The sequence below is a fragment of the Pseudomonas sp. Marseille-Q1929 genome, assembly GCF_017316265.1.
In the GTDB taxonomy this organism is placed as follows: domain Bacteria; phylum Pseudomonadota; class Gammaproteobacteria; order Pseudomonadales; family Pseudomonadaceae; genus Aquipseudomonas.
Genome location: NZ_JAFLWU010000005.1, coordinates 198,408 through 222,858 on the forward strand (window position 1 = coordinate 198,408; position 24,451 = coordinate 222,858).

Below are 24,451 nucleotides of genomic sequence, written 5' to 3' on the forward strand. Positions count from 1 at the left end.
CAGAGGGTCTTTTGTTTCGAAATAACAAGGAGTTAGCGCTCACAGGAAGAAGCGCGAAACGCTGTAGGACCAGCGCTTGAAACGCCCCCGGAGTGAACCCCCGGGGGCATCTGAATCAGGCCGGTTGGGCCTGGGAGACTTGCGGTTGCAGCGGCAGCAACGGTGCGTGCGGATCAGCCTTGATCGATTCACGCCACGCCCCCAGCCACTCGGCATGCCCTTCGCTCCAGACCTGCTCGTGCAGGCGGGCCAGGGCGACCGGGTCACTGAGCAAGGCCACGCGTTCGCCGTTGTTGAGGCCGGCAGGGCCGACTTTCAACGCATGGCGCACACGCTCGGCCCGCAGGTATTCGATCGGCTCCGCTTCGCGGTGACGCGAAGTCGCCAGGGCACACGCCAGGGCGTTCTGCTGCGGGTCGACCACGGCCCGTACAAAGCCGTCGTTGAGTGCATGCCAACGGTTTTCGTGGGTGTACTTCTCGGTGGACAGCAGCGCCTGCGGCGGATTGTATTCCTCAGGAATGAGGAACAGGCTCTCGTCGCGGGACTTGAGGCCCAGCTTGACCCGGCTGGAAATCACCGAAACCGGGATCGACAGCATCAGTGAACCGACAATCGGCACCAGCCACCACAGGAAGCTCGGGTTCAGCCACACCACCAACAGCGCCCACAGGAAGCCCAGCACGGTTTGCGGACCGTGGCGCTTGACCGCCTCGCTCCACGGGGTGGAGTCGTCGTCACGCTGCGGCGAGTTCCAGGTTGCGGCCCAGCCGAGGAACGCGGCCAGGACAAAACGGGTGTGGAAGATCATCCGCACCGGCGCCAGCAGCATGGAGAACAGCATCTCCAGCAGCATCGACAGCGTCACCTTGAACTTGCCACCGAACTCTTTCGCGCCCTTGGCCCAGATCAGGATGATGCTCAGCAACTTCGGCAGGAACAGCAGCACGATGGTGGTGGAGAACAGCGCCACCGCCTTGTCCGGATGCCATTGCGGCCACAGCGGGTACAACTGGCGCGGGGCCATGAAGTACTGCGGCTCCATCAGGGTGTTTACCGCCAGCAACGCGGTGGAGAGCACCAGGAACAGGAACCACAACGGCGCCGACAGGTAGGACATCACGCCGGTGAGGAACACCGCACGGTGCACCGGGTGCATGCCCTTGACCAGAAACAGGCGGAAGTTCATCAGGTTACCGTGGCACCAGCGACGGTCACGCTTGAGTTCGTCCAGCAGGTTCGGCGGCAGTTCTTCGTAGCTGCCCGGCAGGTCGTAGGCAATCCACACGCCCCAGCCGGCACGGCGCATCAGCGCGGCTTCAACGAAGTCGTGAGACAGAATCGAACCGGCAAACGCACCTTTACCCGGCAACGGCGCCAGGGCGCAGTGCTCGATAAACGGTTGCATGCGGATGATCGCGTTGTGACCCCAGTAGTGGGATTCACCCAGTTGCCAGAAGTGCAGGCCGGCGGTAAACAGCGGGCCGTACACACGGGTGGCAAACTGCTGCATGCGCGCATACAGGGTGTCCATGCCCGACGCACGCGGCGCGGTCTGGATAATCCCGGCATCCGGCGTGGCTTCCATCAGGCGCACCAGGCTGGTCAGGCACTCGCCGCTCATCACGCTGTCGGCGTCGAGAACGACCATGTACTTGTAGTCACCGCCCCAGCGACGGCAGAAGTCGTCGAGGTTGCCGCTTTTGCGTTTGACGCGACGGCGACGGCGGCGATAGAAGATCTTGCCGAAACCACCGGCTTCGCGGCACACGTCGAGCCAGGCTTGCTGTTCGGCGATGCAGATGTCGGCGTCGTTACTGTCGCTGAGCACGAAGAAGTCGAAGCGGTCCAGGTCGCCCGTGGCGGCCACCGATTCGAAGGTGGCGCGCAGACCGGCGAATACCCGGGGCACGTCTTCGTTGCAGATCGGCATCACCAGCGCGGTGCGGGCGTCTTTTGGAATCGGCTCGTCACCGGCACTTTTACCGGAAATGCGGTATTTATCGTGACCGGTCAGCAGTTCCAGGAAGCCCATCAACGCGGTCCAGAAACCCGCCGAGACCCAGCAGAACAAGATCCCGAACATGATCAGGATGCTGGTTTGCAGGGCGTAAGGCAGCACCTGGGTAGCGGTTTGCAGCAGGGTCTGGTTGCGGATTTCGTCGAAGTCGACGAGCGACCAGCCCTGGTACGGCATGATGCCCTTCATGTACCAGCCGGCAACGATGGTCTGGCCGAGCATCAGCACCAGCAGGATGTAGCGACGGATCGAACCCACGGTACGCCAGCGCGCAGCCGGCAATACACGTTCGTCTTTCGGCGGCTTCGGCGGGTTGGTGCGACCGGTCATCCGGCGCCAACCGCGCACCAGGATGTTGGTGCGCCAAGGCTCGGGCACCACTTTGGTCCGACGGATCGGCGGCGTGGCTTTCAGGCACACGCGGCCTTCGGCATCGAGCACGAGCATTTCGGCGTCTTGCAGCTCTTCGGCGCTGTTGAGCAGCAGCCGCGAGCCCACCGACGCTTGGGCGGCGTCGGTTGGGGCGTCGAAGGTGGACGACGACAAGCGTTCGTGCAACTCGCTGAAAGACGTGCAGCCCGCCAGTTCGGCACGCTGCTCGGCCGTCATCGGCAGGTGCGCCAGGTACTCTTGCAGAGTCTCTGGCGTGGCTTGGGAATTACTCATCGGCAGGCAACTGATAGCTCCAGGTCTCGGTCAGGACTTGTTCGGTCTTGATCGGCTCCGGTGTGGCTGGGGCAGCTTCTGGCTGCTTGTCTTTCGCGTCTTTTGCGTCTTTCTTGGCCTGCTTCTCGTGTTGCTTGGCCAGCACTTTGTCGGCTTTGAGCACGTGGCTCGAATCCTTCTCAGGCTCAGGCTTGACGATGTCCTGCACCAGCGCCGCACGCATTTCGGTCGGCTTGCCTGCGTCCTTGATCTTCATGCGCAGGGTCAGGCGCCAGCCTTTGGTGTGCTCGTTGTAGCGCACGCTGTTTTCAACCAGTTCAGCGTTGTCGCCAACACTCACTTGGCTGCGCACCGGGGCGTCCGCAGGCAGCGCCTTGAGGGACGGGCCCTCGAAGTCCACCAGGTAGGCCACGCTGCCGTCCGGCTGACGGATCAGGTTGGACTGCTTCACGTCACCGGTGGAACGCAGGGTCTGCTTGACCCAGGCGCTGTCGGCCGGATGCAGGGATTTTTCGTCCATGGTCCAGTGCAGGCGGTAGGCGACGTCCAGCGGCTCGCCCGGTTTAGGCAGCTCGGCCGGGCTCCAGAAGGCAACGATATTGTCGTTGGTTTCGTCGGCGGTCGGGATCTCTACCAGGTCAACGGAACCCTTGCCCCAGTCGCCTTCAGGCTCGATCCAGGCGCTTGGGCGCTTGTCGTAGTTGTCGTCGAGGTCTTCGTAGTGGCTGAAATCGCGGCCACGTTGCAGCAGGCCGAAACCTTTCGGGTTTTCGACGGTGAAGTTGCTGACCGACAGGTGTTTAGGGTTGTTCAGTGGGCGCCAGATCCACTCGCCGTTGCCGGCATGGATCGACAGGCCGCTGGAATCGTGCAGCTCACGACGGTAGTTGAGCACCTTGGACGGCTGGTTCGCGCCGAACAGGAACATGCTCGTCAGCGGGGCCACGCCCAGCTTGCTGACCTTGTCGCGCAGGTACATCTGGGATTTCACGTCGACAATGGTGTCGGTGCCCGGACGCAGGGTCAGGCGATACGCACCGGTGGCACGCGGGGAATCCAGCAGGGCAAAGATCACCAGCTGTTTTTCACCCGGTTTCGGACGCTCGATCCAGAACTCGGTGAAACGCGGGAATTCTTCGCCGGACGGCAACGCGGTGTCGATCGCCATGCCACGGGCGGACAAGCCATAGGCCTGGCCCTTGCCGACGACGCGGAAGTAGCTGGCGCCGAGCATGGTCATGATTTCGTCTTGCTTGTCGGCCTTGTTGATCGGGTACAGCACACGGAAACCGGCATAACCCAGTTGTTCGGTGGCTTTCGGATCAAGCTTCATGTCGCCAAAATCGAAACGCGATGCGTCGTATTTGATTTCGTTGACGCTGTCGGCCGTGACTTCGTTGATTTTCACCGGCGTATCGAAGTGCATACCCTGGTGATAGAAGGACAGCTTGAATGGGGTGTTCTGATCGGCCCACTCAGCTTTTTCGTTGCGGAAACGAATCTTCTGGTAATCAGCGAATTTCATTTCGCGGAATTCGTTCGGCAGATTGCTGCGCGGCGCTTCGTATTTCTGCCCGGCCAGCTCTTTAGCCTTGGCCGACACATCATCCAGACTGAATGCCCACAGTTGACCCGCGCCGAACAGGCAAAACAGGGCAGAGCCCGTCACCAGTGCGTTTCGTAACCGTTTGGCAGACAATTTTGGTGCATTACAGGGACTAACAATCACGAGCAACCCTCGCCGAAAACAGATCAAAAAACCAACGGCCAGCTATCTATATGCCAGGTTGGCGAGCATTGTTCCGACTCCCCTGGGGCAAAATGATTCCCCATTGGCAGTCGGACAAGTCTCTACCTAAGTCAAAAATGGACCAAACAACGCTGATCCCCGTAGCGCGCGATTATCTAGTAGCCCGCGAGACAACGCATCAGGGGCAACGAAGTATTTGTAGTGAAAACCTGCGTTTTTAGGCATTAAAAGTCGTTTTTAATACATTCATGTCTGGAGCAGGAAGGTCACAGGGCCATCATTGACCAAATGCACCTGCATATCGGCACCAAAACGCCCCGACCCCACCTTGCCATGCAATTGTTGCGCTTGTACCAGCAAATGCTCGAAAAGCGCCGCGCCCAAGGCCGGAGGGGCTGCCGTGGAGAAGCTCGGCCGCAACCCGCTCTTGGTGTCCGCTGCCAGGGTGAACTGCGATACCAGCAGCAAACCGCCGTCGATGTCCTTCAACGACAGGTTCATCTTGCCCTCGTCGTCGCTGAACACCCGATAGTTAAGCAGCTTGTGCAACAGTTTGTCGGCGCTCTCGGGCGTATCGCCCGGTTCGACCGCCACCAGCACCAGCAAACCCTGGTCGATGGCCCCGACAATTTCCCCTGCGACCTCGACCCGGGCGCCGCGCACCCTTTGTAACAAACCTTTCATGCTTCTTCGGGCGGCAGGTCGAGCAGGCGCCGGGCCATCTCGCCGGTCGCACGCACCAACGCATCGGTAATACCGGGCTCGGATGCCGCATGCCCGGCCTCGCGGATCACCTGCAATTCACTGTTGGGCCACGCCTGATGCAGCTCCCAGGCGTTATCCAACGGGCAGATCATATCGTAGCGGCCATGGATGATTACGCCAGGCAGATGGGCGATCTTGTGCATGTCGCGAATCAGCTGGTTGGGCTCCAGGAAGGAGTTGTTGGTGAAGTAATGGCACTCGATACGCGCAATCGACAGCGCGCGCTGCGGCTCGGAGAAACGCTCCACATGCTGCGGGCTCGGGCACAGGCCGAGCATGCGCCCTTCCCAGCCGGACCAGGCCTTGGCCGCGTGCATCTGGGCGATCTGGTCGTTGCCGGTGAGGCGCTTGTGATAGGCCGCGATCATGTCGTGGCGCTCTTCCACCGGGATCGGCGCGAGGTAATCCTGCCAGTAATCCGGGAACAGGCGGCTGGCACCGGCCTGGTAGAACCATTCGATGTCCTGCGGGCGGGCGAGGAAGATGCCGCGCACGATCAGGCCAAGCACACGCTCGGGGTGGGTTTGCGCGTAGGCCAAGGCGAGGGTCGAGCCCCAGGAGCCGCCGAACAGCACCCATTTGTCGATGCCCAGGTGCTCGCGGATGCGCTCAAGATCGGCGACCAGGTCCCAGGTGGTGTTGTTTTCCAGGCTCGCACGCGGGGTGGAGCGCCCGCAACCACGCTGGTCGAAGGTGACGATGTGATACAGGTTGGGATCGAAATAGCAGCGGCTGTTGGCATCGCAACCGGCGCCAGGGCCACCGTGGATGAAGACGACGGGCAAGCCTTCGGGGGAGCCACTTTCATCGACGTACAGGGTGTGCGTGTCATCGACGGCCAGATCGTGCCGGGCGTAGGGTTTGATCTGTGGAAACCAAGTCTGCATTGCGCGCTCCGTAAGGGGTCGGGTTCATCCCTGGGGGGACGTCTTTTATTTTGCCGTCTGGCACTATAAACCCGAATTGTGCAATGAGCATGTCCTTGAGCGCTTAGACCTGTGTCAGCCCTTCGCTCCTCAGGTAGCGCAGCAAGTAGTCGTAGAGTTGATCCACCTCCGCCACCTGCCGCCGCGCCCGCAGGCAGCCGTGCACCAGGCCTTTGCCGGGATACAGCAGCGTGTCGACGCCGGCCGCCTGCAGGCGTTCGGCGTACAGCCTGCCGTCGTCACGCAAGGGGTCGAACTGGGCCACGGCGATGAAGGCCTTGGGTAGACCGCTGAATGTTTCAGCGAGCAACGGCCTGGCGTAGGCCGAGGATTTCCCGCCGTCTGACAGATACAACGCCAGGTAGTCGTCGGTATCGGCCGTACTCAGCAGCGGCGCATCCGCGCAATCACGCCGGGACGGCAAATCCGCAGGGCCGCCCAGCCCCGGGTAGATCAGCGCTTGAGCCAAGGGCAACGGCTGCCCGTCGTCGCGCAACCCCAGGCATAACGCCGCCGCCAGATTGCCCCCCGCGCTATCGCCGGCCACCACCAGGCGCTGGCGGTTGATGGCATGCGGTCCCTGCCCCGCCTGGATCGCCTGCCACACGCTGCGGCAATCGTCGTACGCCGCCGGGAACGGGTGTTCAGGGGCCAAGCGGTAGTCGATGGCGATCACCAGCACCTGGAGCGCAGCGGCCAGTTCAACGCAGATGAAGTCGTGGGAATCCAAGCCACCGACCACCCAGCCGCCGCCGTGTATATATAGAAGGCAGGGCCAGCCGTTGGAAGGGGTGGCTGTGGTGGGTCGGTAACTGCGCACGGCTACGCCGCCCAGGGAAAAGTCTTCGATGAGCAGGTCTTGCGGCGGTGGCGGGGTGAAGGCCTGGCACATGCGGTCGTAGTTCTGGCGCAGGCTGGCCAGCGAGGTGTCGGTGCTGGTGAAGGATTCGGTCTTGGTGACGAAGGCGCGCATCTGCGAAGAAATTGGGTATTCGGCCATGCATCAGTCTCCCTGACAATTGAGATCAGCTGTGGGAGCTGGCTTGCCTGCGATGGCGGTGTATCAGTCACAAACTTTTTAACTGACAGATAGCTATCGCAGGCAAGCCAGCTCCCACATTGCCCCTCTTTGTTTGATTTACCGTGTTTGGCTCAGGGCTTGAGGCTGGCCTGCACCGCAGCTAAGCCATCCCTGCCATCAAACGCCGTCACCCCGGCCAGCCAGCGCTGCAAATCCTCGGGATGCTCGCGCAACCACTGCTTGGCTACGTCCTGCGGTGATTGGCGCTCCATGATCGGTACCATCAACTGGCTTTCCTGGGCAGCGGTGTAGGTGAGGTTTTCCAGCAGGCGGTTGGCATTGGGGCAACGCTCGGCGAAGTCCGGCGCGGTGACGGTGGACACCGTGGCGCGGCCTTCGTCGGGGCCGAACACGTCCTCACTGCCGGTGAGGTAGGCCATGTTCATATTGATGTTCATCGGGTGCGGGGTCCAACCGACAAACACCACGAACTCCTTGCGGTTCACCGCACGCTGCACCGCCGCCAGCATACCCGCCTCACCGGAGGCCACCAGCTTGAAGCCGCCGAGGCCGAAGCGGTTGGTGTCGATCATTTTCTGGATATCGGTGTTCGCGCCGCTGCCGGGCTCGATGCCGTAGAGCTTGCCGCCCAGCTTGTCCTTGAAGCGGGCGATATCGGCAAAGGTTTTCAGGCCCGCGTCGGCCACGTATTGCGGCACGGCGAGGGTCGCCTGGGCATCGGCGAGGCTGGGTTTATCAAAGACCTTGACCTGTTTGGCCGCAAGGAACGGCGCGATGTTGTTGTCCATCGCCGGTTTCCAGTAGCCGAGGAAAATATCCAGGCGCTTGTCGCGGATGCCGGCAAAGATGATCTGCTGCACGGCGCTGGTCTGCTTGCTGTCGTAGCCCAGGCCATTGAGCAACACATCGGCCATGCCGGAGGTGGCAACTACATCGGTCCAACTGACCACGCCCATGCGGATGCTTTTGCAGGAAGCCGGTTCGGCGGCCATGGCGTGTGCACTGAACAGTGCGGCGCCGATAAGGCTCAACAAGGTTTTTTGCATGGGGGCGGTCTCAGTCGGCTGTTGTTATTGCACAACCTTAGCCAGTGGGGCCTGGGTGAACACGAACTGGGGCGACCGGCAGTTGCACTGGGGCGACTTTGAGGGCGTCATCGCAGGCAAGCCAGCTCCCACCTTTGACTGCATTCCAACGTTGGAACGCGGTCAACGGTGGGAGCTGGCTTGCCTGCGATAGCGATTTCAGCCGTAACGCTTCTGTCCCCAGGCCAACAACCCTTCCAACAACTCCTTCAACACCACCCGCGTCGGCTCGGCCAAATCCGCCCGATACCGAAACGGCTCGACCTCTTCCATATAAGTGCTCTGGCACAATTCCAACTGCACCGCATGAACATCCTGCGCCGGGTTGCCGTAATGCCGGGTGATATGCCCGCCCTTGAAGCGTCCGTTCAACACATGGCTGTACTGCGGATGCCCGGCGCAGATGGCTTCCAGTTGGCTGGCCAATGCGGAATCACAGGCCGCGCCGTTGAAGGTGCCGAGGTTGAAATCCGGCAGCTTGCCGTCGAACAGGTGCGGGATCACCGAGCGGATCGAGTGCGCATCAAACAGCAACGCATAGCCGAACTCGGCCTTGAGCCGGGCCAGTTCGTCTTGCAGGGTGCGGTGGTACGGCCCCCAGATCTGTTCAAGATAAGTGACGCGCTCTGCCTTGCTCGGCTCCAGGCCTTCGCGGAACAACGGCACGCCGTCGAACAACGTGGCCGGATACAGCCCGGTAGTGGCGCCGACATACAGCGGCTTGTCGTCGGACGGCCGGTTCAGGTCGATCACAAACCGCGAATATTCGGCCGACAAGGTGCTGGCCCCCAGCGCCTCGGCAAAGTCATACAGCGTGGGGATATGCCAGTCGGTGTCCGGCAGGCTGTGTGCCTCGGGGATCAACCCGGCCTCGACCGCAGGCGTCAGGCGCAAGCCCGCATGGGGCATGCTAATCAGCAGCGGCACGCGGCCTTGTTTGAAGTTCAGAACCTTATCCACAACCCTACTCCTCAAACGGTGACATCGACGCCGTGGCGCACGACGCGTTTATCCAGTTCGCCGCCCAGCCAGTAGGCCAGGTCGGCGGGACGATCAATCTGCCAGGCGACAAAATCCGCGACCTTGCCCACTTCCAGGGAGCCGTGGGTGTCGCCCATGCCCAGTGCGGTCGCCGCATGTTGCGTGGCGCCGGCCAGGGCTTCTTCCGGGGTCATGCGGAACAGGGTGCAGGCCATGTTCAGCATCAGGCGCACCGACAACGCCGGCGAGGTGCCGGGGTTGAGGTCGCTGGCGATGGCGATCTTCACGCCGTGCTTGCGCAGGGCGTCCATCGGCGGCAGCTGGGTTTCGCGCAGGAAGTAGAACGCCCCCGGCAACAACACGGCGACGGTGCCGGAGGCGGCCATGGCGATGGCGTCTGCTTCGGTCATGAACTCCAGGTGGTCCGCCGACAACGCGTGATAACGCGCGGCCAGGCTGGAACCGTGCAGCGATGAGAGCTGCTCGGCGTGCAGTTTCACCGGCAGGCCCAAGTGCTGGGCGACCTTGAACACGCGCTCGACCTGCTCGGTGGAGAACGCCAGGTATTCGCAGAACGCGTCCACCGCATCCACCAGCCCTTCTGCCGCCAGGGCTGGCAGCATTTCGCTGCAGATGTGTTCGATGTAGTCGTCGGCGCGGTCCTTGTACTCCGGCGGCAAGGCATGGGCCGCCAGGCACGTGGCGCGCACGCTGACCGGCAGCGCCTCACCAAGGCGCCGGGCGACCCGCAGCATCTTGCGTTCGTTGGCCAGGTCCAGGCCATAACCGGACTTGATCTCCACCGTGGTCACGCCGTCACGCAGCAAACTGCGCAGGCGCTTGTGGGCGCTTTCAAACAGCTCATCTTCGCTCGCCGCGCGGGTGGCGCGCACGGTGCTGGCAATCCCGCCGCCCTTGGCCGCGATGTCGGCATAACTCACGCCTTGCAGGCGCTGCTCAAATTCGCCACTGCGATTGCCACCGAACACCGTGTGGGTGTGGCAATCGATCAGCCCGGGGGTGACCCACGCGCCTTGCAGGTCGTGAACCTGCGCATAGTCTCCCTGCGGCAGTTCGGCCAAGGGGCCGATCCACTCGATGAGCGCACCTGCGGTGACCAGGGCCGCATCCTCGATGATCGAGTATTTGCCGCCCGCCATGGTTGCGACGTGGCAGTGTTGCCAAAGCGTTTTCATCAACGCCTCCCTAAATTAACGATGAGACAAAGCCGGGTCGTAATGGACCTTGGCCGCTTGCCCGGCAGCGGGCTTGACCCACAGCAGGTAGGCCAGCACCAGCAACACGATCCACACGGCGCCGACCAGCAAGGCCGCCTGGGTGTCCGGGAAGTAACCCAGCACACCAAACACAAACAGCATGAACACGATGGCCGCCGCGGGTGCATAGGGCCAGAACGGTACCGGGAATTTCAGTTCGGCCACCTGCTCGCGGGTCATCGAGCGGCGCATGGCGACCTGGGTAAACAGGATCATCAGCCACACCCACACGGTGGCGAAGGTGGCAATCGAGGCGATAAGCAGGAACACGTTTTCCGGGATCAGGTAGTTGAGCACCACGCCGCCCAGCAGCGCCGCGGCCATCACCACCACGGTCATCCACGGCACGCCCTGTTTGGACAGTTGCGCAAAGCCTTTGGGCGCCTGCCCTTGCTGGGCCAGGCCGTACATCATGCGGCCGGCGCCGAAGATGTCGCTGTTGATCGCCGAGACGGCCGCCGAGATCACCACGATATTAAGGATGGTCGCCGCCGAGCCGATCCCGAGGTTGCTGAAGATCTGCACGAACGGGCTGCCCTGGCTGCCGATCTGCGGCCACGGGTAGATGGCCATCAACACAAACAGGGTCAGCACGTAGAACAGCAGGATGCGCAGCGGCACGGCGTTGATCGCCTTGGGGATCACGCGCTGCGGGTCCTTGGCTTCGCCAGCGGTGATGCCGATGATCTCGATGCCGCCGAAGGCAAACATCACCACGGCAAACGAGGCGATCAGGCCACCGATGCCGTTCGGCATGAAGCCACCGTGGGCCCACAGGTTGCTGAGGCCGCTGGCCTGGGTTTCACCGGCGGTGTGGATACCAAACAGCATGATGCCGAAGCCGCCGAGGATCATCGCGACAATCGCGCCGACCTTGAGCAGCGACAGCCAGAACTCCATTTCGCCAAACACTTTGACGTTGCACAGGTTCAGGCCGCCAATCAAAAACACGATGCCCAGCACCCAGACCCAACGGGCGACGTCGGGAAACCAGAAGCCCATGTAAATGCCGAACGCCGTCACATCCGCCAGGCAGACGATGATCATTTCAAACGCGTAGGTCCAGCCGAGGATAAAGCCGGCCATGGGGCCCAGGTAGGTGCTGGCGTACTGGCCGAACGAGCCGGACACCGGGTTGTGCACGGCCATCTCGCCGAGGGCGCGCATCACCATGAACACTGCCGCGCCGCCGATCAGGTAGGCCAGCAGCACGGCGGGGCCGGCCATCTGGATGGCCGAAGCGGAGCCGTAGAAAAGCCCGGTGCCGATCGCCGACCCCAGTGCCATGAAGCGAATATGTCGGGCGCTTAGCCCGCGTTTCAAACCTTGTTCCTGATGCATTTCTCGTCCCTAATTATTTTTATCCTGAGAAAATTCTGAATCTACTGAAGATCGAATGTGGGAGCTGGCTTGCCTGCTCCCACATTGATCAGTGTTGCTCTTACAGGCTTGGCAGCAACTTCGCCGGCACCAGCTCATTCAGGCAGCGGCTGGCGAGCAGTTCGCTGGCGGCGTTGATGTCTGGGGCGAAGAAACGGTCCTTCTCATAAAACGCCACTTTGTCGCGCAGGATGGCGCGGGCCTTTTCCAGCTTCGGCGAGGTTTTCAGGCCTTCGCGCAGGTCCAGGCCCTGGCAGGCCGCCAGCCACTCGACCGCCAACACGCCACGGGTGTTCTCGGCCATTTCCCACAGGCGCTTGCCCGCCGCCGGGGCCATCGACACGTGGTCTTCCTGGTTGGCGGAGGTCGGCAGGCTGTCCACGCTATGCGGGTGGGCCAGCGCCTTGTTTTCGCTGGCGAGCGCGGCAGCAGTCACCTGGGCGATCATGAAACCGGAGTTGACCCCGCCATTGCCCACCAGGAACGGCGGCAGTTGGGACATGTGCTTGTCCATCATCAACGATATACGGCGCTCACTGAGGGAGCCGATTTCGGCAATGGCCAGGGCCATGTTGTCGGCGGCCATGGCCACCGGTTCGGCGTGGAAGTTACCGCCGGAGATCACGTCGCCTTCGGCGGCAAATACCAGCGGGTTATCCGACACGGCGTTGGCTTCGACCACCAGCACTTCAGCGGCCTGGCGGAACTGGGTCAGGCAGGCGCCCATGACTTGCGGCTGGCAACGCAGGGAATACGGGTCTTGGACCTTGTCGCAGTTCTGGTGCGACTGCGACACCTGGCTGCTTTCGCCGAGCAGGTCGCGATAGGCCGTGGCCGCGTCGATCTGCCCACGCTGGCCGCGAGCGGCGTGAATACGCGCGTCGAATGGCGAGCGCGAACCCAGCACCGCCTCCACGGTGAGCGCGCCGCACGCCAGGGCACCGGCGAACAGGTCTTCACCTTCAAACAGGCCACGCAAAGCATAGGCGGTGGAGACCTGGGTGCCGTTGAGCAGCGCCAGGCCCTCTTTGGCGGCGAGGGTCAGCGGCGTCAGGCCGGCGACTTTCAGCGCCTCGGTGGCTTCCAGCCATTCGCCCTTGTAGCGCGCCTTGCCTTCGCCCAGCAGCACCAGGGACATGTGCGCCAACGGCGCCAAGTCACCGGAAGCACCCACCGAGCCTTTCAGCGGAATGTGCGGGTACACCTCGGCATTGATCAGCGCGATCAACGCGTCGATCACCTGACGACGAATGCCGGAAAAGCCACGGCTGAGGCTGTTGACCTTGAGCACCATGACCAGCCGCACCAGCGCATCGCTGATGGGCTCACCGACGCCGGCGGCGTGGGACAGCACCAGGGAACGCTGGAGGTTTTCCAGGTCTTCGCTGGCAATGCGGGTCGAGGCCAGCAGGCCGAAACCGGTGTTGATGCCGTAGGCGGTGCGGTTCTCGGCGAGAATTTGCTCCACGCAGGCCACACTGGCTTCGATCTGCGCCGTGGCGCTGTCATCCAGGCTGAGTGTCACCGGCTGCTGGTAGATAGCCCGCAGTTGGGCAAGGCTCAGTTGGCCTGGAATCAGATTTAGCGCAGTCACATTCCTACTCCTTTTGAATTGTTCTTTTGACGATCAGTGCAAATTGGGTAACGCGGTGTCTTTGAGCAACTGGGCGGCGGCGGCAATGTCCGGCGCCAACCAGCGGTCTTGTTCGTAGGCCGGCACCACTTCGCGCAGCAAGCGCCAGGCGCGGTCGGTGCCGGCGCCGAAACGCTGGTCCTTCAGGAATTCGAACGCCTGGGCCGCCAGCAAATACTCGATGGCAAGGATCTGCGTGACGTTGGCCAACACATGGTGCAGCTTGAGCGCGGCGTTGGTGCCCATGCTCAGGTGGTCTTCCTGCAAGCCCGAGGTGACGAAGTTGTCGAGCACGGCCGGTTGCGCCAACTGGCGGTTTTGCCCACACAGGGACGCGGCGACGTACTGCACGATCATCATCCCGGAGTTGACCCCGGGGTTGCTGACGAGGAACGCCGGCAAGCCGCTGACATGCGGGTTGATCAGGCGGTCCAGGCGCCGTTCGGCCACCGAGCCGATCTCGGCCATGGCGATGGCGAGCAGGTCCGCCGCCAATGCCACCGACTGGCCGTGCGGGTTGGCCTGGGACACCACGCGGTAGCTGTCCGGCGTACCGAGCAGCAGCGGGTTGTCGGTGGCGCTGTTGAGTTCGGTCTCGATCTGGCGCGTGGCGTGTTCCACCTGGTCGCGGGCCGCACCGTGGATCTGCGGGATCGAACGGATGCTCAACGCGTCCTGGGTGCGGATGCCTTTGCTGCGGGCGATCACTTCACTGCCGTCGAGCAGTGCACGCAGGTTGATACCGACGTGCTGCATGCCCGGGTGCGGCTTGAGGGCGATGATTTCTTCGTCAAACGCATCGATCTGGCCGCGCTGGGCCTCGAAACTCATGGCGCCGATCACATCGGCCCATTGCAGCAAATGGTGCGCATCGGCCAGGGCCAGGCAGCTCAGGCCGGTCATGCACGGCGTGCCGTTGACCAGGCACAGGCCGTCCTTGGCGCCGAGCACGACCGGCTGCAGACCTTCGGCGTTCAACGCCTGTTGCGCCGGGACGATCTGGCCGCGATAGCTCACATTGCCGACACCCAACAAGGCCACGCCGACATGGGCCATGTGGGTCAAATAACCCACCGAGCCCTGGGACGGCACTTGCGGCGTGATGCCGTGGTTGAGCAGCGCCAGCAACGCGTGCACCACCTGCGGGTGCAGGCCGGATTTGCCGTGGCTGTAGTTGATGACAGCGGCGCAGATGATGGCGCGGGTCTGTTCGTCGCTGAGCACCGGGCCGACGCCGCAGGCGTGGCTCAGCAGGGTGTTGCGCGACAGCTGGCTGAGTTGTTCGCCCTCAAGCGAGACATTGCACAGCGCGCCCAGGCCGGTGTTCACGCCGTAGGCGCGTTCGCCGCTGGTGACGATGCGTTGCACGATGGCCTGGGCATTGTCGATGCGTGCCCAGGCTTGGCCCGAGAGTTCGAGGACGGCGCCGTGGCGGGCGACGGCGACTACGTCCTGCCAACGTAAGGGGGTGTTGGCGATGATGATTTTGGTTGGCTGGGACATCTTCATACCTTCGTTAATTCTTGCGTAGCTTGACTGGCCTCATCGCGGGCAAGCCCGCTCCCACATTTGGAATGCATTTCCCTGTGGGAGCTGGCTTGCCTGCGATAGCGTCCGTCAGACCACCGCCGCCCGCCGCTGAACAAACCGGTCCACATATTCATCCGCCGGCGAATGCAGGATCTCGCGGGGCGTGCCGACCTGGATCAGCTTGCCGTCCTTGAGGATCGCAATGCGGTTGCCGATGCGCACCGCTTCATCCAGGTCATGGGTGATGAACACGATGGTCTTGTGCAGGGTCTTTTGCAGCTCCAGCAACTGGTCTTGCATCTCGGCGCGGATCAGCGGGTCGAGGGCGCTGAACGCTTCGTCCATGAGGATGATGTCGGTGTCGGCCGCCAATGCCCGGGCCAGGCCAACGCGCTGGCGCATGCCGCCGGAGAGCTGGTGCGGGTATTTGTTTTCGTAGCCTTTGAGGCCCACGGTTTCGATCCAGTGCAGGGCGCGTTCGGCGCACACCTGCTTGCTTTCGCCGCGCACTTTCAGGCCGTAGGCGACGTTGTCGAGCACGCTCTTGTGGGGCAGCAGGCCGAAGCTCTGGAACACCATGCTGATCTTGTGCCGACGGAATTGGCGCAGGGCTTCCATGTCCAGTTGCAGGATGTCTTCGCCGTCCACCAGGATCGCGCCGCTGGTAGGGTCGATCAGGCGGTTGAAGTGGCGCACCAGGGTGGATTTTCCGGAACCCGACAGCCCCATGATCACAAAGATCTCGCCGGTGCCGATGCTCAGGGACAGGTCGTTCACGCCGACCACACAACCGGTCTCGGCCAGCACCTGGTCCTTGGTCTTGCCCTGGCCGATCAGCGCCAGCGCTTCCTTGGAACGGGCGCCAAAGATCTTGAAGACGTTTTTAACTTCGATTTTGCTGACAGTAGTCATTTGCTCGCCTCATGCCGTGGACGACCATAGGCCTGGGTAATGCGGTCGATGACCACGGCGAGAATCACGATCGCCAAGCCGGCTTCAAGGCCGCGCCCGACGTTGAGGGTCTGGATGCCGACCAGTACGTCTTCACCCAAGCCACGGGCACCGATCATCGAGGCGATCACCACCATCGACAGCGCCATCATGGTGGTCTGGTTGATGCCGGCCATGATGCTTGGCAACGCCAGCGGCAGTTGCACGCCGAACAGTTGCTGCCAGCGGTTGGCGCCAAAGGCGTTGATCGCTTCCATGACTTCACCGTCCACCTGGCGAATGCCCAGGTCGGTCAGGCGAATCAGCGGCGGCGCGGCGTAGATCACCGTGGCGAAAATCGCCGGGACCTTGCCCAGGCCAAACAGCATCAGCACCGGGATCAGGTACACGAAGCTCGGCATGGTTTGCATGATGTCCAGCAACGGCATCAGCACCGAACGCAGGCGATTGCTGCGCGCCGAGAGGATGCCCAGCGGGATGCCGATCAGCACCGAGATCACCGTGGCGACCATCATCAGCGCCAGCGTTTGCATCAGCTTGTCCCACAGGCCAACCGCGCCCACCAGGAACAGCAAACCGACGATCACCGCCGTGGTCACCACCTTGCGAGTGGCGTGCCAGGCGACGCCGCCGACGATGGCCAGCATCAGCCACCAGGGCGCCGCGCGCAGCAGCCCTTCCAGGTTGACGATAGCCCACAACAGGGTGTCGGAGATGTGCCGGAACACATCACCGTAGTTGGTGACCAGCGAGTCCACCCAACCGTTGACCCAGCCGGCGATGGAAAACGTAAAACTCTCAGGAAACATATCGTGCTCTCGATCCAATGGGTTGTGGCCAGGCGCCCGGCCGACCCCTCAGGGTAGCCGGGCACACTTGACCTACAAGGCCGCGTCGATTTTCTTGGCTGCGTCGTCGCTCACCCAGGCGTGCCAGACCTCAGGATGTTCCTTGAGGAAAATTTTCGCCAGTTTCGGCGATTCAATGCGTTCCTTGGCCATGCGACCCAGGTTCTGGTTCAGCAGGTCGATGGGCAGGTTGACCTTTTCCAGCACGGCCACCAGTTCCGGGGCTTGCTCGTGGAAGGTCTTGGACAGGCCGACCTTGATGGTCACGCTCTTATCCACACCGGCTTTTTCTTCCAGCTTGACCAGATCGACCTGGCCCATCAGCGGCGTTGGCGACCAGTAGTAGAACAGGATCGGCTCGCCACGCTTGTAGCTCGACAACACCGCCGCATCCAGCGCCGGGCCGGTGCCTGGGCGGAAGTTGGTGTAGGAACTTTCCAGGCCGTAGCTCTTGAGCATTTCGCTGTTGTCCAGCTCACAGGTCCAGCCGGCCGGGCAGTTGTAGAAACGGCCTTTGGACGGTTCTTCCTGGTCCTTGAACACGGCGGCGTACTTGGCCAGGTCGGCGATGGTTTTCAGGTCCGGCGCCTTGGCTTCCAGCTTGCGTTTAGCGTCGCCTTCGATCACGTAGCGCGGCACGTACCAACCTTCGATTGCACCGACGACAGGCGCACCAACGCCGACGACTTTGCCGGCCTTCTCGGCCTTGTTCCAGACTTCACTGCGGCCTACCCATTCTTCGGCGAAGACCTGGATGTCATTGCTGCTCAGGGCGTTTTCCATGGTGATGGAATTACCCGGCAGGCTGTCGGTTTTACAGTCGTAGCCTTTTTCCAGCACGGTTTGCAGGATGTCGGTAAGCAACATGCCGCTTTCCCAGTTCAGGCCGGCGAATTTCACCGGTTTGCCGGACTCGCACCAGCCGGCCGCCTGGGCGCCAGCGCTGGCCAGCAAACCTGCAGAGAGCAAGGTAGCCATCAGGGTTTTATGCATTTTCATTGTTGTGACGCTCCCAATCTTGAAATGGATTACGGCAGTCAGTAGGCATCCTGCCCTGTCCACGTCCCATCAGGCTTGTGCCGCCAGCCCGGTTGTTGTTGGTACAGCGCCCTGCTCTGTTGGCAGGATCAGTTGAGCGGGCACGCTGCCGTGCCATTTTTTCGCACACAGGTAGTACAGGGCGGCGGGCAGTACCAGGCCGATGATCCAGGAAATATCCACATCGCCCAGGGCGGCCACCAAAGGGCCGGTGTAGAACTTGGTGGAGATGAACGGCAACTGCACCAACACACCGAACACATAGACGCTGATACCCAGCAGGTTCCAGCGGCCGTAACGACCGTTCGGATCGGCCAGCGCCGGCACGTCATAGCGGTCGCGGGTGATGCAGTAGTAGTCCACCAGGTTGATCGCGCTCCAGGGCGTGAAGAACGCCAGCAGGAACAAGATGAACGACTTGAACGCCCCGAGAAACGAGTGCTGGCCGAGCAGCGCGATCAGGGTCGCCGTACCGACAATCGCCAGCACGAACACCAGGCGCTGCAGGCGCGTGACTTCCATGCGCCCGCGAAAGCCGCTGACGATGGTGGCGATGCACATGAAGCTGCCGTAGGAGTTCAGCGTGGAGATGGTCACCTTGCCAAACGCGATGCTGAAGTACAGCAACGCAGCCGTGGCACCCGTACCGCTCAAACCGACGATGTAGGCCACCTCATGACCGGCGAATTGCCCGTTGGACATGGCCGCGGCAAACACGCCGAGGACCATCGCCACCTGGGCACCAATCACCGAACCCGCGCCCGCCGCGAGGAAGGTTTTAACCGATGACGTGCTGCTCGGCAGGTAGCGCGAATAGTCCGCCACGTAAGGGCCAAAGGCGATCTGCCAGGACGCCGCCAGCGACACCGCCAGCAGGAAACTGCTCCAGCTGAAGTGACGGATTTGCAGCAGCGCACCCACGTCGGTCTGGCTCATCAGGCGACTGAACAGGTACACAAAGGCAATAACCCCAATCACGCTGGCGACGCGGCCGATGAAGTGGATCACCCGGTAACCGAGCACCGTGACCAGCACAATGACACTGGCGAAAATCAGGATGCCGACGCTGTCGCTGACACCAAACAACTGGCCCAGCGCCTGGCCGGACAACACCGTGCCCGTCGCGGTGAACCCGAGGTACATCAAGCACACCAGCACGATCGGAATGGCCGCGCCATACACACCAAACTGCACCCGGCTGGAGATCATCTGCGGCAGGCCCAGCTTGGGCCCTTGCGCCGCATGCAACGCCATGACCCCACCGCCCAGCAGTTGGCCGATGAACAGACCGATCAACGACCAGAACACATCACCGCCCAACACCACGGCCAGGGCCCCGGTGACAATCGCGGTGATTTGCAGGTTGGCGCCCATCCACAGGGTGAACTGACTCAATAGACGACCGTGTCTTTCCGCTTCCGGGATGTAGTCGATCGAACGTTTCTCGATCAACGGGGTGGTGTCATTTGCAGCCATGTCGGTTCAACCTCTGATGGATTGTTCAGTGTCTCGATTGCTCTTCTGTGGGAGCTGGCTTGCCTGCGATGCGGGCGACTCGGTCTATCAGTCAAACCGAGGTGATGCCATCGCAGCGATGCGGCGATCCGACAAGCCAGCTCCCACACAAAAGCACAGCTCCCACATGGGGTTACTTGATCATCGGCAGGTTGAGGCCCTGCTCTTTGGCGCAGTCGATAGCGATCTGGTACCCCGCATCGGCGTGACGCATCACCCCGGTCGCCGGGTCGTTGTGCAGCACGCGGGCAATCCGCTCCGCCGCTTCGTCGGTGCCGTCGCAGACGATCACCATCCCGGAGTGCTGGGAGAAGCCCATGCCAACGCCACCACCGTGGTGCAGCGAAACCCAGGTCGCGCCGCTGGCGGTGTTGAGCAAGGCGTTGAGCAGTGGCCAGTCGGACACGGCATCGGAACCGTCCTGCATGGCTTCGGTTTCACGGTTCGGGCTGGCTACCGAGCCGGAGTCGAGGTGGTCACGGCCGATCACCACCGGTGCCGACAGCTCGCCACTGCGCACCATTTCGTTGAACGCCAGGCCGAGCTTGGCGCGCTGGCCCAGGCCAACCCAGCAGATACGCGCCGGCAGGCCCTGGAAGCTGATGCGCTCGCGCGCCATGTCCAGCCAGTTGTGCAGGTGGGCGTCGTCCGGGATCAGTTCTTTGACTTTGGCGTCGGTCTTGTAGATGTCCTGCGGGTCGCCGGACAGCGCGGCCCAGCGGAACGGGCCGATGCCACGGCAGAACAGCGGGCGGATGTAGGCCGGGACGAAACCCGGGAAGTCGAAGGCATTTTCCACGCCTTCTTCCTGGGCCATCTGACGGATGTTGTTACCGTAGTCGAACGTCGGGATGCCTTGCTTCTGGAAGTCCAACATGGCTTTGACGTGCACGGCCATCGACTGCTTCGCGGCCTTGATTACAGCGGCGGGCTCGGTCTTGGCACGGGCACGGTATTCGTCCCAGGTCCAGCCGGCGGGCAGGTAGCCGTTGAGCGGGTCGTGGGCGCTGGTCTGGTCGGTGACCATGTCCGGACGCACGCCGCGCTTGACCAGTTCCGGCAGGATTTCTGCGGCGTTGCCCAGCAGGGCGATGGAGATGGCCTTGCCTTCCTTGGTGTATTTGGCGATGCGCGCGAGGGCGTCGTCGAGGTCAGTGGCTTGCTCGTCAACGTAGCGGCTGGCCAGGCGGAAATCGATGCTGACCTGCTGGCATTCAATGTTCAGCGAGCATGCGCCGGCCAGGGTCGCAGCCAATGGCTGCGCGCCGCCCATGCCGCCGAGGCCGGCGGTGAGTACCCAACGACCAGTCAGATCGCTGTTGTAATGTTGGCGACCGGCTTCGACGAAGGTTTCATAGGTGCCCTGGACGATGCCCTGGCTGCCGATGTAGATCCAGCTGCCGGCGGTCATCTGGCCGTACATGGCCAGGCCCTTGGCATCCAGTTCGTTGAAGTGTTCCCAGCTGGCCCAGTGCGGCACCAGGTTGGAGTTGGCGATCAGTACGCGCGGGGCGTTGCTGTGGGTCTTGAACACGCCGACCGGCTTGCCGGATTGCACCAGCAGGGTTTCGTCGTCATTCAGGTTGGTGAGGCTCTCGACGATCTGGTCGTAGCACTCCCAGTTGCGCGCCGCACGGCCGATACCGCCGTACACCACCAGTTCTTTCGGGTTTTCGGCCACTTGTGGGTCGAGGTTGTTCATCAGCATGCGCAGCGGCGCTTCAGTCAGCCAGCTTTTGGCGGTGAGCTTGTTACCGTGGGCGGCGCGGATTTCTACGTCACGGTATTTAGTAGGCTTGGTCACAACTCAGACTCCTCAGCGATCGATGCGCATACTTGATTGGTGCGATGTGGACTCTTACGCACACATCTTTACTTGTACATACAAGCATATGCAATCAAGCGGCCAACTTGCTGAGGGGGCTGTTGAGATTTTTCGGGAAAGGGCGTGCGAGCCTTGGAAATTAAGGCTTCGGGGCTTGATGAAATTTCTTACAGGAGAGTTCTGTCGCGGCGGATGTTTGTTGCGTCGACATGGCTTTGCGCCATGCTGGGGCGTTCGGTAACAAGTTGGTGCGCCGGTTGGAAACAGATTTTCTGAACACCACAAAACAAATGTGGGAGCTGGCTTGCCTGCGATAGCGGTGTGTCAGTCAGTACATCTGCTACTGAAACACCGCTATCGCAGGCAAGCCAGCTCCCACAGGTTTTAACCGAGTTGGGTCAGTTCGATGATGCAACTGCGACCGGCTACGGAGATATCCAGCAGGCCATTGTTACCGTCCACTTGCAGGCAATCGTGATGGCCGAGCTTCTCGCCCAACACTTTCACTTCATCCGCCACGCTGAACACCAACACCGTCTGCGCCGTGGTGAAAATCCGCTGCTCGCCATCCACCCACTGCAACCGCGCGTGATAACGCGCTGGCGAATAGATCAGGTTGAAATCGCGAATCGGCCCGGTGATCAAGCGACACGCCACCTGGCTGTCACCCTTGAACGCGAACGGTTGCAGCGGTAACAACCCACGCTGTTCCTCGCCATCCACGGTCAACACCATGCCCGCGCCCTGGATCACGGTGATCACGCGCTGGTAGCCGGCAAAGGTGGAGAACCCGCCCGACTCAGCGATATCGGCAATCGACAGGCGCCAGCCAAAACCATCCAGGCCGCTGCCGGCGTCACGGGTGATTTCTTCGGTGCTGCCGCCGCCGTTTTTCCACGGCATGCGCACGTAGTCAGTGGCGCGCCAGACTGTCACTGCACTCATTTACTGAAACGTCCTTCCAGGCTGTGACGGGAACCGGGGTGGATCAACCGCGCGGCGGTCACCGGTTGGCGACCGGACCAGGTGCGGCGGCGAATCAACAGGCAGGGTTCGGTAGGTTCGATTTGCAGCAGCTTGCACTCGGCGGCGTCGGCGAGGATGGCTTCGACCACGTGCTCGCCTTCGGTCAGCGGCGCAACCTGGTTCAAGTAGGCGTAAGGGGTCTGCTGGGTGAAATCCTGTTGCAGGTATTCCGGGGCGACCAGGGCGTTGACGAAGCGGTCTTCGATTTGCACGGGGATATCGTTTTCGAAGTGCACGATCAACGAATGGAACACCCGCCCGCCTTCACGCATTTCCAGGGCGACGGCGCGTTCGGAACCGGCGGCCTCTTCGCCCAGGTGGATGACCTGGCACGTATGCCGATGACCGCGGGAGGCGATCTCATCGGCAATGTTGTGCACTTCGAACAGCGCCGACTGGCTCTTGGGTTCGGCGACAAAGGTGCCGACGCCTTGCATGCGCACCAGCAACCCTTCGGCGGTGAGCTCGCGCAAGGCGCGGTTGATGGTCATGCGGCTGAAGCCCAGTTGGCTGACCAGCTCGCTCTCCGACGGCACGCGGTAATGGGGCGGCCAGTTGCCGTTGAGAATCTGCTGGCTGATCATCTGTTTGACGCGGGCATACAAGGGCGCCGGACTTTCGTCCATGTGGGCAGCCAGCGAAGACTTGGCAGGCGGAGTCGGCACAGGGAATCCTTGCAGGGGGAAAAGATGCATAGATTGCCGGAGTTTACCGAGCAGGCAAACGTCTGTATATGTATATACAAATAAACACACGACCGGGGTGCCTTGATCATGTCCGCTTTCTTTGCCGAACGCGCACTGCTGCCTAATGGATGGGCCAATGATGTACGTCTTGAAGTCAGCGCCGATGGCCTGCTGACACAGGTTGCGGCCAATGCCAGTGCAGAGGGCGCCGAACGGCTGAGAGGCCCGGTGTTGGCGGGTATGCCGAATTTGCACTCCCATGCATTCCAGCGCGCCATGGCCGGTTTGGCCGAAGTGGCGGGCAATCCGAATGACAGCTTCTGGACCTGGCGCGACCTGATGTACCGCATGGTCGGCAAGATCAGCCCGGAGCAATTGCAGGTGATCGCGCGCCAGCTGTATATCGAGATGCTCAAGGCCGGCTACACCTCGGTGGCCGAATTCCATTACGTGCACCATGACGTCAGCGGCCAGCCCTATGCCGATCGCACCGAGCTGTCGCGGCAGATCAGCCAGGCGGCGGCCAGCAGCGGGATCGGCTTGACGTTGTTGCCGGTGCTCTACACCCATTCAGGTTTTGGTGGGCAAGCGCCGAACGAGGGCCAGCGCCGGTTTATCAACAGCACCGAAAACTACCTGGACCTGCAAGCGCGCCTCAAGCCGATCCTCGCCGCACAACCGGCGCAAGCGCTGGGTCTGTGCTTCCACTCCCTGCGCGCGGTCACGCCGCAACAGATCAGCGCAGTGCTGGCGGCCAGCGACAAGGCCTGCCCGGTGCATATCCACATCGCCGAACAGCAAAAGGAAGTCGACGACTGCCTGGCCTGGAGCGGAAAACGCCCGCTGCAATGGCTGTATGACAATGTGGCAGTGGATGAGCGCTGGTGCCTGGTGCATGCCACCCATGCCGACGGGGATGAAGTCACGCGCATGGCCAAGAGCCGGGCGATTGCGGGGTTGTGCCTGACCACCGAGGCGAACCTGGGTGATGGGATTTTCCCGGCGGTGGATTACCTCGCACAGGGCGGGCGCATGGGGATTGGGTCTGACAGCCATGTGTCACTGAGTGTGGTCGAGGAGTTGCGTTGGTTGGAATACGGGCAGCGTCTACGGGATCAGCGGCGCAATCGTCTGTATCGCAGTGATCAACCGATGGTCGGACGTACGCTGTTTGACGCCGCCTTAGACGGTGGTGCCCAGGCGTTGGGCCAGCCGATTGGGCGCTTGGAAGTGGGCAAACGTGCAGACTGGATTGTGCTGGATGGCAATGATCCGTACCTGGCGACGGCTAGCGAGGATGGCATTCTCAACCGCTGGCTGTTTGCCGGTGGGGCTCGGCAGGTGCGGGATGTGTTGGTGAATGGGAGGTGGGTGGTGCGGGATGGTCGGCACGCTGACGAAGAAGATAGCAATCGTGCATTCACCCAAGTCCTGAAGGACCTACTGGGTTAAAAAATGTGGGAGCTGGCTTGCCTGCGATAGCGGTCTGTCAGTCACACCGCCATCG

General features: G+C 62.1%; 19 protein-coding genes. 1 reads left to right on the forward strand and 18 read right to left on the reverse strand.

From position 1 onward, the window contains the following. Nucleotides 1–115: 115 nt before the first annotated feature. The 18 genes from mdoH to hutC all read right to left on the reverse strand — a co-directional run bounded on the left by mdoH (nt 116) and on the right by hutC (nt 22,884). Complete coding sequence (gene mdoH / locus J1G37_RS09365; protein ID WP_207041307.1) at nt 116–2,686, reverse strand: glucans biosynthesis glucosyltransferase MdoH; 2,571 nt, start codon at nt 2,684–2,686, stop codon at nt 116–118. Next, the gene (locus tag J1G37_RS09370) at nt 2,679–4,415 is read right to left on the reverse strand and encodes a glucan biosynthesis protein G (protein WP_124525426.1); all 1,737 of its coding nucleotides are present in this window, start codon (nt 4,413–4,415) and stop codon (nt 2,679–2,681) included. Before J1G37_RS09370 ends, mdoH begins: the two co-directional genes overlap by 8 nt. A gap of 267 nt (nt 4,416–4,682) precedes the next feature. Beyond that, entirely contained in the window at nt 4,683–5,120 is a 438-nt protein-coding gene (dtd, locus tag J1G37_RS09375) for a D-aminoacyl-tRNA deacylase (protein ID WP_017738823.1), read from the reverse strand. After that, nucleotides 5,117–6,088, reverse strand: coding sequence for a prolyl aminopeptidase (pip, locus tag J1G37_RS09380; protein ID WP_017738822.1), 972 nt, complete (start codon nt 6,086–6,088; stop codon nt 5,117–5,119). The genes dtd and pip overlap by 4 nt, the downstream gene beginning before the upstream one ends. A 103-nt stretch (nt 6,089–6,191) precedes the next feature. Next, nucleotides 6,192–7,127, reverse strand: a complete 936-nt coding sequence (locus tag J1G37_RS09385; RefSeq protein WP_207041309.1) for an alpha/beta hydrolase — start codon at nt 7,125–7,127, stop codon at nt 6,192–6,194. A 152-nt stretch (nt 7,128–7,279) separates the two neighbouring features. Continuing rightward, nucleotides 7,280–8,215, reverse strand: a complete 936-nt coding sequence (locus tag J1G37_RS09390) for a choline ABC transporter substrate-binding protein (protein ID WP_207041311.1) — start codon at nt 8,213–8,215, stop codon at nt 7,280–7,282. A gap of 198 nt (nt 8,216–8,413) precedes the next feature. Beyond that, entirely contained in the window at nt 8,414–9,214 is an 801-nt protein-coding gene (gene hutG, locus J1G37_RS09395; RefSeq protein ID WP_207041313.1) for an N-formylglutamate deformylase, read from the reverse strand. An 11-nt stretch (nt 9,215–9,225) separates the two neighbouring features. After that, nucleotides 9,226–10,431, reverse strand: coding sequence for an imidazolonepropionase (gene hutI / locus J1G37_RS09400; RefSeq protein WP_207041315.1), 1,206 nt, complete (start codon nt 10,429–10,431; stop codon nt 9,226–9,228). A 15-nt stretch (nt 10,432–10,446) separates the two neighbouring features. Beyond that, nucleotides 10,447–11,853: an amino acid permease gene (locus J1G37_RS09405; protein WP_207041317.1), complete on the reverse strand. Its 1,407-nt coding sequence runs from the start codon at nt 11,851–11,853 to the stop codon at nt 10,447–10,449. Nucleotides 11,854–11,953: 100 nt separating this feature from the next. Then, nucleotides 11,954–13,486 carry a histidine ammonia-lyase gene (gene hutH / locus J1G37_RS09410; RefSeq protein ID WP_207041319.1) on the reverse strand — a complete coding sequence of 511 codons (1,533 nt, stop codon included), beginning with the start codon at nt 13,484–13,486 and terminating at the stop codon, nt 11,954–11,956. Between the two features lie 33 nt (nt 13,487–13,519). Beyond that, a complete protein-coding gene (hutH, locus tag J1G37_RS09415) occupies nt 13,520–15,028 on the reverse strand; it encodes a histidine ammonia-lyase (RefSeq protein WP_207041321.1) in 1,509 nt (502 codons plus the stop codon). Between the two features lie 114 nt (nt 15,029–15,142). Continuing rightward, nucleotides 15,143–15,967 (reverse strand): glycine betaine/L-proline ABC transporter ATP-binding protein, encoded by an 825-nt coding sequence (locus J1G37_RS09420; RefSeq protein WP_207041323.1) that lies wholly within the window; start codon nt 15,965–15,967, stop codon nt 15,143–15,145. Next, nucleotides 15,964–16,815: a proline/glycine betaine ABC transporter permease gene (locus J1G37_RS09425; protein WP_207041325.1), complete on the reverse strand. Its 852-nt coding sequence runs from the start codon at nt 16,813–16,815 to the stop codon at nt 15,964–15,966. Before J1G37_RS09425 ends, J1G37_RS09420 begins: the two co-directional genes overlap by 4 nt. Before the next feature lie 72 nt (nt 16,816–16,887). Beyond that, complete coding sequence (locus tag J1G37_RS09430; RefSeq protein ID WP_124525416.1) at nt 16,888–17,853, reverse strand: ABC transporter substrate-binding protein; 966 nt, start codon at nt 17,851–17,853, stop codon at nt 16,888–16,890. Between the two features lie 69 nt (nt 17,854–17,922). Then, the gene (locus J1G37_RS09435) at nt 17,923–19,368 is read right to left on the reverse strand and encodes a cytosine permease (protein ID WP_207041327.1); all 1,446 of its coding nucleotides are present in this window, start codon (nt 19,366–19,368) and stop codon (nt 17,923–17,925) included. Nucleotides 19,369–19,540: 172 nt separating this feature from the next. Continuing rightward, nucleotides 19,541–21,211, reverse strand: a complete 1,671-nt coding sequence (gene hutU, locus J1G37_RS09440; RefSeq protein ID WP_207041329.1) for a urocanate hydratase — start codon at nt 21,209–21,211, stop codon at nt 19,541–19,543. A gap of 405 nt (nt 21,212–21,616) precedes the next feature. After that, entirely contained in the window at nt 21,617–22,177 is a 561-nt protein-coding gene (locus J1G37_RS09445) for a HutD family protein (RefSeq protein ID WP_207041331.1), read from the reverse strand. Beyond that, nucleotides 22,174–22,884, reverse strand: coding sequence for a histidine utilization repressor (gene hutC, locus J1G37_RS09450; RefSeq protein ID WP_232920667.1), 711 nt, complete (start codon nt 22,882–22,884; stop codon nt 22,174–22,176). The genes J1G37_RS09445 and hutC overlap by 4 nt, the downstream gene beginning before the upstream one ends. 147 nt (nt 22,885–23,031) lie before the next feature. Between hutC and J1G37_RS09455 the strand changes: the two genes are divergently transcribed. Next, nucleotides 23,032–24,396 (forward strand): formimidoylglutamate deiminase, encoded by a 1,365-nt coding sequence (locus tag J1G37_RS09455; protein ID WP_207041332.1) that lies wholly within the window; start codon nt 23,032–23,034, stop codon nt 24,394–24,396. Nucleotides 24,397–24,451 lie beyond the last annotated feature (55 nt).